The sequence below is a fragment of the Lacrimispora amygdalina genome (assembly GCF_003432035.1).
Classification (GTDB): domain Bacteria; phylum Bacillota; class Clostridia; order Lachnospirales; family Lachnospiraceae; genus Lacrimispora; species Lacrimispora amygdalina.
Map to the genome: position 1 here is coordinate 51,426 of NZ_QOHO01000018.1, position 8,527 is coordinate 59,952.

Genomic DNA, 8,527 nt, shown 5'->3' on the forward strand with positions numbered 1-8,527 from the left:
TTACCCCCTCTTCGGTATCTGAAAACTGATCTTTGTTCCTTTTGACCACTGGCTTTCAATGACCAGCTGGCTTTGAAAACATATTTTAAGTCTGTAATTGATATTGCTGATTCCAACTCCTCTTTTTGAAGCATCACTCCTGCCAATAGTTTCAAGAATTTCCGGTCTGATTCCCCTGCCGTTATCCTCTACGCTGATCAGCAGCATCTCTCCTTTCTCCATGACCCCGATCCGGATATGAAGCTCACGGGAATCATATCCGTGCTTAATACAGTTTTCCACAAGGGGCTGAAGGGTAAGGGGAAGAATCTTGTTTGTCCGAAGCTCATCAGGTGCATCAATCTCAAGCTTTAATGCACCATTCATTCTCACATTTTCCAGTTCCACATAAGCATTTACCAGATCCAGTTCCTCTCTTAACTGATACAGGGTATAGGTTCTGTAATCAAACCGGTATTTTACCCTTAAAAAATCAGACAGACACATAAGCATATCTTTTGCCGTCTTCGCATTGGTGTCCATAAGGTAGTAAATGTTATGAAGAATATTAAACAAAAAATGAGGGGAGATCTGGGCCTGCAAAGAGGCAATCTCCATCTCATGGGCAAGTTCAGACTGATGGAACGTATCTTCCACATTCACTGCCAGAACATATCCCTGACTGAGGAGGAAAAAAAGCACTCCGAAATAGTAGAAATTAAAGTCATTTAAATATTTTACATCAATATTATGCTGGATATCCACAAGCTGCAGGATACAGGACATCACATATACACAATAGCCCAGTAAAACCGGTCCGGCATTGGGCTTTTTCAGCTGAAACGCCCTGGCAATCTTTAAAAAATAACAAATTGCATTAATTAACAGAATCGGTACGAATACCATATTGTCATACAACGCAGGCACGACGGGCAGAAAAACAAGAATGGCGGTATAGAAAAAATCCAAAAGCTTTAAAAAGCGGACCGGATGGGTTTTTCCCAGCTCCGGGTACATGCTCCATAGAAAGAACTGAATGGATGTAATCTGGACCATAAAGGATATATACTCTGTTTTCAGAACTGCATCAATGGAGAGAAAGGATAAAATACTGACCAGACTCTCTCCGTCTATAATAGACGCAGAAACCAGCACAGAGATACAAAAAATCCAGAGATATACAGACTGTGCTTTTTTATTCAGACACCAGTTAAAAACATACAGATAGCACGCCATTCCAGCGAGAATACCAATAAACCCGATGTTTTTCATCAGGTTGAGAAGGTGAAACCGGAACAGCGGCGCCTGTTTTCCAATATAGACCGGAAGTACGATTCCGCCATTATTGCAGTGAAAATTGGATACCTTAAGCCGGATCACAAGATCACTCTGATCGGCACTAAAGTAGACAAACTGAGGGGCCCAGCTGGGAATTTCTCCGTTCTTGTCTGCACCAATTTTTCCGTTTTCTACAATCTTTTTATCATTTATGTAAAGTTCATATGCACTGGAAACATAGTTAAGCTTCATGCAGTAATCACCGGGTGCCGGAACTTTTACCCGGAGTTCATATACGCCGATGCCGTGTTTTTCCAGCTTCTTTCCGTTAATTACTTTTCCCCGCCAGCTTCCCGGAACGTCCAGGCTGCCTGCTGTCCGGGAGACAGTATCCTCAAATATCCCTTCATAAAACTTCCAAGCACCATTTAACTGAACCGCCTTATCTTCCATATTCATATCCGACAGGTTTATAAATCCATCGGATATGGGATAGGAAACATATTGATTCCGGATACTTACAAGCCCTGATATTAAACAAACAGACAGTATTAAAAATAACAGGGCTCTTCTGTTCTTCTTTTGTTTTTCTTTCATTATATTCTTAATTTTTCCCCCGAACCCGTTACCCTTCATGCATCAAATTCCATGTATTTTTGTTTATTTTACTATTTCTGGTAAAATATAGCAATAAAAATATTTTAATTCATTGCAGTAGAAAAGAAAGAGAGCGGACGGTCAAGTTTATTGCCGAATGCTCTCTTTCCTTTTCTTATCTGGAAATCAATTATTCTGTTACAGTGCAAATGGGTTAATGGAGATACTATCCTGTAATTTTAAGAAATACGTTCTCCATCCGGTCCTACCCGATGCCCATCCGGAGTTGTTGTGTCCTTAAGCATGGAACCTTTTGTTTCATCTGCCGCTTCACTGAAATAATACCATTTTCCTTCAATCATGTTCCAGCCGGTATACATATAGCCTTTCTTTCCGTCACTGACCGGATTTAAATAATACTTATTACCTTTGTACTCTAACCATCCAGTTACCATATAGCCTTTTTCGTCAAAGAAGTACCAGTCGTTTGATCCCTTCCAGTCCGTGTACACCCAGCGGTTTGCCGGACTGTTTCCATCATTTCCGTTTATCCTCCATCCATTTTCATCTGAATGCCAGCTTCCGGAATAATAATGGTCATCGTCTCCGCCTTTTGGTTTGCCTGGTTGTGTAATCTCTCTGTCATCATCGTCATCGCTGTCATCTCTCGGCGGTTCTTTTACTCTGACCGTAAACTCATCTGTAAACTCTTTTTCATTCCCATACCGGTCGGTTCCGTAATAAATAACCTTAACTGTTCGTGTTCCTGTTCTGGTAAGATTATATTCCAGATCATACTGCCCCTCTGATAAAACTGTTTTTTTCACTGCATTTGAGGGACTGGCTTTCTGATATTCAGTTACCTCAAGCCCCTGTGTATCCAAATCCTCTCCCAGTGTATAGCTGACTTTATCCGGTCTTTTCGTCACATTGATCCGGATGGTATAATACTCCTGTTCTTCCTCTTCTTCCGAAACGGTTAAATTAATCGTTACTTCCAGAGAAATTCCAGATGGATTGATAACGTTATCCGGCAGAACTACATTTCCCTCTACAGTAAAGGTCTGTTCTTCACTGATGAACGGATCATAGGAACTGGAATCCAAATCCCAGATCACATCTGCCTGAACGTTTCCGGCATCGGTTCCCAGCGTAACTCTGGATGGGATCCCCAGGGCAGTAACTGTTTTGGCAGTTCCGTTCGTAATTCCTTTTATGGAAGGCAGCGGATAAATTTTTTCCAGAATTTTATCATTCAGTGACTCTGCATCCACTGTTACTTCAACTATAATATCCAGAGATACACTGTCAGGATTAATTACTTTGGCCGGAAGAGTCACGGTTCCTTCTACCTCGAAGGTCTGGACCGTTTTCAGGTCAGGATCATAGGAGCTGGAGGCCACATCCCAGGTAACACTCGCCGGTACGGTTCCATTATCTGTCTCAAGATCTACATTTACAGGAAGACCAAGTGCAGCGGCTGTTTTTGCTGTACCGTTAGGAACTCCTGTTACAGGGGACAACGGAGAAATACTCTCCAGAACCTTATCCACCAGCACTTCTGCTTTAACGGTCACAGTAACCGTTACGTCCAGGGATATGCCATCAGGATTATATACTTCATCAGGAAGACTTACGGTACCTTCTACATCAAATGTCTGTTCCGTCTTCTGATCCGGATCATAGGAGCTGGCTGTCACATCCCAGGTTACATCAGCCAATACGGTTCCCATTTCAGTAACAAGGACCACCTTCTCCGGTAAATGAAGTGCAGCGGCTGTTTTTGCTGCACCGTTCGTTACTCCTGTCACCGGGTTAGGTGCAGTGACCGATTTGACAGGATCTTTTGTTGCTGTAATATACACCGTATAGGTTTGGGTGGAATCTACCGTTCCGTCATTGGCTTTAAACACCAGGGTATGGGCGCCAACGGCAGGGACTATATAGGTAAAATTACCATTGGCTGCCACTTCCGGATTGCTGTCAACCTTCACCTTGTAGGTAAGCGGATCACCGTCGTCATCCTCAAATATACTTGCAAGGTTCCTGACAATACTGGAATTTGCCGGTGCTGTTATTGACTCCGATTCTTCTACCCCGGCTGCTCTGGCCGGTGCCCGGTTAGGCTCCTTTACATTCAGGATTACTGTGTAGGTGTCTGTGGAATCAGAAAATCCATCATATGCCTTAAATACCAGAGTATACGTTCCCAAACTGGTCAGGTTAATGGAATAAGGCATACTTACAATCTCTTCCGTACCACCGTTAATCTTTACTTTATAAGTAAGCGGATCCTGGTTCTCATCTTCAAATATTGTACTTAAATCCATAGTGTAGGTACTACCTATTGTTACATTATCAGATATTGATTCCCCCACTTCACTTCTTCTTACCGGAGGGGTATTCACAGCAGTAAGTATTACCGTATAGGTATCTATGGAGTCTGCACTTCCATCATAGGCCCTGAATACCAGCGTGTGTGTTCCTGCGGCTGAGGGAGTATAGGAATAATTCCCGTCTGCTGCCGTCTCCGCTCCGCCATTTACCTTTACCTTATAGGATAATGAATCGCCATCAGCATCTTCAAATATCTCATTCAGATTAATCCCGCAGGCTTTTTTAACTGGCACTGTCTCTTCCTTTGTATCACTCACTCCGGTTTTTCTTGCCGGGGGTGTATTGGGTGCTACTGCATTCAGCGTTACCGTGTAGGTATCTGCCGAATCATCATGTCCGTCATTGGCTTTAAATTCCAGGGTATACGTACCTGTTGCGGTTGGCGTGTAGGAATAGCTGCTAACCGCTGCCTGCTCCGTTTGCCCGTTAATTTTTACCTTATAAGAAAGGGTATCGCTATCTGCATCTTCAAAAACATCATTTAAGTTAAGGGAAAAAGCTGTATTAACCACCATGTTTATTGAATCGGAGGCAGGTACTCCGCTTTTTCTGACCGGAGCTGTATTGAGTGCTGTCAGTGTCACCGTGTAGGTGTCTGCAGAGTCCACCATTCCGTCATTGGCGGTAAATTCCAAAGTATATACGCCTGCTGTTTGCGGGGTATATTCATAACTCTCTTGTGCTACATCCGCAATTGAGTTATTTACCTTTACTTTATAAGTTAGTGAATCGGTGTCCGGATCCTCAAATATTGTACTTAAATCCAGGTGATATGCATTTTTTACCGTTACTTGATCAGTACCCGTATCCGTTATCCCGCTTTTTCTTACCGGACGATAATTGATATTATTAACCGTAACGGTAACATCAGCATTACCCGAAATTCCAGTATTATCTTCTACGGATATACGGATTGTTCTTATCATAGTGCTGGGTTTAAGATTGTTTTTATTATTGTATACAATTGCTCTTAATAAAGCTGTTACACTGCTGTTATCAGCATTGGAATTTAAATTAATGGTCAGGTTAGTTCCTGAAGATCCACCTGTATAAGTGCCAATCACAGTATCAAGATACTTAACATTCTCTTCAGACAGTGTAATATCACCACTTTCACCAATCTTTAATTCATCTTCTGTAATTACGGATCCGCTGATTATTGATACATCAACCGATCCCCCTGCATAGGTTCTGCCAAAAGCGGTATCCACTGTTACAGCTGCATCACTTCCGGAATCCAGATAGACCGGTAAAGATCCTTCTGTAAAAAAGGCGTTCCCGCCCAGATTGGTAATAATTGGAGGTGCTGCCACCTTGGTAAATTTCATGCTGAGACCGTCAAAATCAATATAGTCGTCTGCGTTATTGATTTCTGCGGCCGTTGCCTCTAAAATAAACCTGATCCTTTTTACATCTGCGGTTAGGGATAGCGAATTAATGGATAAGGTATGCCACTCTTCCGTTGTAAATCCGGCTGATGATACTGTTGAGCTGTTAATGGGGGTACCAGTTCCCGAAGTATCAGAATAGAGTTCTATTGTCAGTTTTCCTTCATCGCCCCCAGACCGCAGAAATATCTCAGCATTAGCAGTCAACGCATAATATCCGGGATCTTGAATTATATAATCTTTATATATTTTCCCTTTGCTGTTATCTTTCGTTTCATAATAAGGGCAGTATTCAAAAATATTCTCATCACCATCACCGTCTGTTGGAGAACTTACCCCAATAGGATTCTGCGTATTGTACTGATACCAGTTGGATACCGGATCTCCATCTGTAAGAAAAATATCAGTCCTGTTATCAATGCTGCCTCCAACCCAGCCACCAATTGATTTCGCGTCCCGGTCATCTTCACTTAAAGCTTCTCCTGTTTCCGCATATACATTTACTGGAACTGAGGATATTAATACTGCTGCAATGAGTATGCCGCTTAAAAAGCGGGAGCTTTTACTTAAAATCATTCCATCACACTCTCCATTAAATTCCCAGAGACATAAAGAAGAATGATCCGCTTTATGCCCCGAGATCTTTTTATTTCTATATTATGTACTTTTGGTAATATTGAAAACATAAATTCTGCTGTCAACTCCTGTTTTGGAGGTCACCTTAATATTGATTGGATTAAGACCTTCATTGAGAGGAATCGACTCACCGCTATTATATACAACATCATCTAAGGAAATAGCAACGGCGGCCTCCGTATCTTCTGCTGTTGGAGTAACTACCGTGCTGGCAAGCGATTTCGTGCTTAAACTATAATTGTACGTTGTCTTTACAAATCCAGACATTCGGAATCCCGTTAATTTTACAGAAGTCAGATAAGGACTGCTTGCCCTGGTAACAGCTACCTGATAAATCACAGTACAGCCGCCTGCTGAAGTCACCTTAATCTCAACTCTGTTTGATCCGTCATTCATCTCAACAGAGGCTTTCCCCTCCGTCAGTGCCTGCCCATTGACTGTAATAGCTGCCGTAGTTTTTGATGCAACAGGAATCACTGTGATACGGTCAGAATCATATCCCACATTGGAAGTATATGACAGCGTATCTGAATGAAACACAGGAGTCAGCACTGCTGTGTGTTCTTCTTTATCCTTTATTTCCAGGGAAGTCAGAACGGCCACATCTGTTTCTATCAGTTCCAGTTCCATGACAGATGCGGCGGATTTATTGGCTTGTAATCCCCCTTCTCCAGGAACGAAGAGTCTGAAATATCTGGCATATACCGGATTTACCAGCACTCGCGTACACGTATTGTTTGTATTGCCGGTTACGGAATCCACTGTGGTCCAATTAGTTCCATTTAAACTGCTTTCCAGACGAAACGAAGTCATACAATAATTATCCGGCCAGCCAGCGTTACTTCCTATACTTTTTACTGTCCACTGGCCGACCCAGCAGGACTTTTTTAAATCAAGACGCAGCCACCCCGGCAGAGCAGCACACAGCCATCTGGAGGTGGGATCACTGACTATTCCGTTTACAGCTCTGCCAGGCGCATAAGGATCTACATAACTGCTTGCAGTTATATCTGCATTCAAAGCCAAATTTATACCCATATTTATCTCATCAATCCTTTCCGGTAAATTGAAATACGGTTATTCATCGATATCAGCATTTAACTAATACCGATCGGGGAATATGCCATTTGTCACAATGGCATAACGGATATTGGGGTTGGGTTCAAATCCTTTTAGATTGGGAACACGAAATGTAGTGGAACCATTGCCTCCAAATCTAATTCCAATTAAAGCAAATAGTGCTTGAAACTGCTGAATCGGGTACTCCTGCCCATCACAGTACAGCGTAAACTCAGGTACAAATTTATAGGGTACTGGAATGATTTCACCAATCAAAAATTCATCCATGCATTTTCTCTCCTTTCCATCCATGATTAAGGCTGCTTCAAATTATGATCTCATGGGATACAGCCCCTCAATTGCTATGTAATACTTCATCTGGTTGGTGGTTGCAAGAGGATTTGCATTTCTTAAGTCGGGTATCTTAAACTCAGTCGTTCCATTACCTCCAAATGTAATTCCTATGAGAGAATATAATGCCTGATTTTGCATGGTCTGCATTGTTCTTCCATCACACAGAACCCAGCCTCTGGGTTCAAAATTATAGGGAAATAGCTGAATCTGACCAATATAAGGGTCCATAATAATTTCCTCCTTACTCTCATTGTTTTAGATAGTGCGGATACGCCCAAATGCCGTTGGCCGGGCAGTCTTTCAGTGCTATATTATACTGATGATATCTCATCATACCGCATAAGGGGGGATTGAAACCCGAAATAAATTTTGACTTTTTATTGAAATGTTGATGACGTATAATTAATTCCGCAATTTCAATTTCATAAAAAATAGACATGATCTATAGCCGTTTGGTAAAATAAAGTGGTTCTATACTGAATGTTGGGGTGTGCTTGAAAAGCACACTTCCAACATTCTTTTTGTTGTAATAAAATACATCTATAAGAAGCCTCCCAAACGCATTATCCCGACCAAAGTTTAATGTTAACGGAGGTGACCTCTTATAGATGTACCCTAATTATAGCAAGGCATTCTTAGACTTGAAAGATGTTTTTGTAAAAAAGTAATTCAGGCAGATTCTTTTTTAAAGGTTTTCATTGAAACCAGAACTTCTGAGCAGACCTGTCCCTGTTGTGGTTGTAAAACAAAAAGAGTTCATGACTATCGAATCCAGGAAATTGATGACTCTCCTTTCCAAGGTAAAACCGTCATTCTGGTTCTAAGAAAACGCCGTTATT

5 protein-coding genes and 1 pseudogene are annotated in these 8,527 nt (G+C 41.8%); 1 reads left to right on the forward strand and 5 read right to left on the reverse strand.

Translation table 11 applies throughout. The features are described 5' to 3' along the window. From DS742_RS06525 to DS742_RS06545, 5 genes are all read right to left on the reverse strand, one after another. A complete protein-coding gene (locus DS742_RS06525; RefSeq protein ID WP_205692739.1) occupies positions 1 to 1,854 on the reverse strand; it encodes a sensor histidine kinase in 1,854 nt (617 codons plus the stop codon). Positions 1,855 to 2,093: 239 nt separating this feature from the next. Beyond that, the gene (locus DS742_RS06530) at positions 2,094 to 6,215 is read right to left on the reverse strand and encodes a hypothetical protein (RefSeq protein ID WP_117416185.1); all 4,122 of its coding nucleotides are present in this window, start codon (positions 6,213 to 6,215) and stop codon (positions 2,094 to 2,096) included. 81 nt (positions 6,216 to 6,296) lie between these two features. Beyond that, the gene (locus DS742_RS06535) at positions 6,297 to 7,313 is read right to left on the reverse strand and encodes a cadherin-like beta sandwich domain-containing protein (RefSeq protein WP_117416186.1); all 1,017 of its coding nucleotides are present in this window, start codon (positions 7,311 to 7,313) and stop codon (positions 6,297 to 6,299) included. A gap of 63 nt (positions 7,314 to 7,376) precedes the next feature. Next, complete coding sequence (locus DS742_RS06540; protein WP_117416187.1) at positions 7,377 to 7,622, reverse strand: phage tail protein; 246 nt, start codon at positions 7,620 to 7,622, stop codon at positions 7,377 to 7,379. Positions 7,623 to 7,664: 42 nt separating this feature from the next. Continuing rightward, complete coding sequence (locus DS742_RS06545; protein WP_117416188.1) at positions 7,665 to 7,916, reverse strand: phage tail protein; 252 nt, start codon at positions 7,914 to 7,916, stop codon at positions 7,665 to 7,667. Positions 7,917 to 8,296: 380 nt separating this feature from the next. On the opposite strand from DS742_RS06545, the pseudogene DS742_RS30135 reads away from it, so the two are divergent. Next, positions 8,297 to 8,527, forward strand: a pseudogene (locus DS742_RS30135) (transposase family protein); the annotation flags it as partial.

Coding starts and splice junctions, on each gene's coding strand:
- DS742_RS06540 (WP_117416187.1), bottom strand. CDS start 7,622: ATGGATGAATTTTTGATTGGTGAAATCATTCCAGTACCCTATAAATTT.
- DS742_RS06525 (WP_205692739.1), bottom strand. CDS start 1,854: ATGAAAGAAAAACAAAAGAAGAACAGAAGAGCCCTGTTATTTTTAATA.
- DS742_RS06530 (WP_117416185.1), bottom strand. CDS start 6,215: ATGATTTTAAGTAAAAGCTCCCGCTTTTTAAGCGGCATACTCATTGCA.
- DS742_RS06535 (WP_117416186.1), bottom strand. CDS start 7,313: ATGGGTATAAATTTGGCTTTGAATGCAGATATAACTGCAAGCAGTTAT.
- DS742_RS06545 (WP_117416188.1), bottom strand. CDS start 7,916: ATGGACCCTTATATTGGTCAGATTCAGCTATTTCCCTATAATTTTGAA.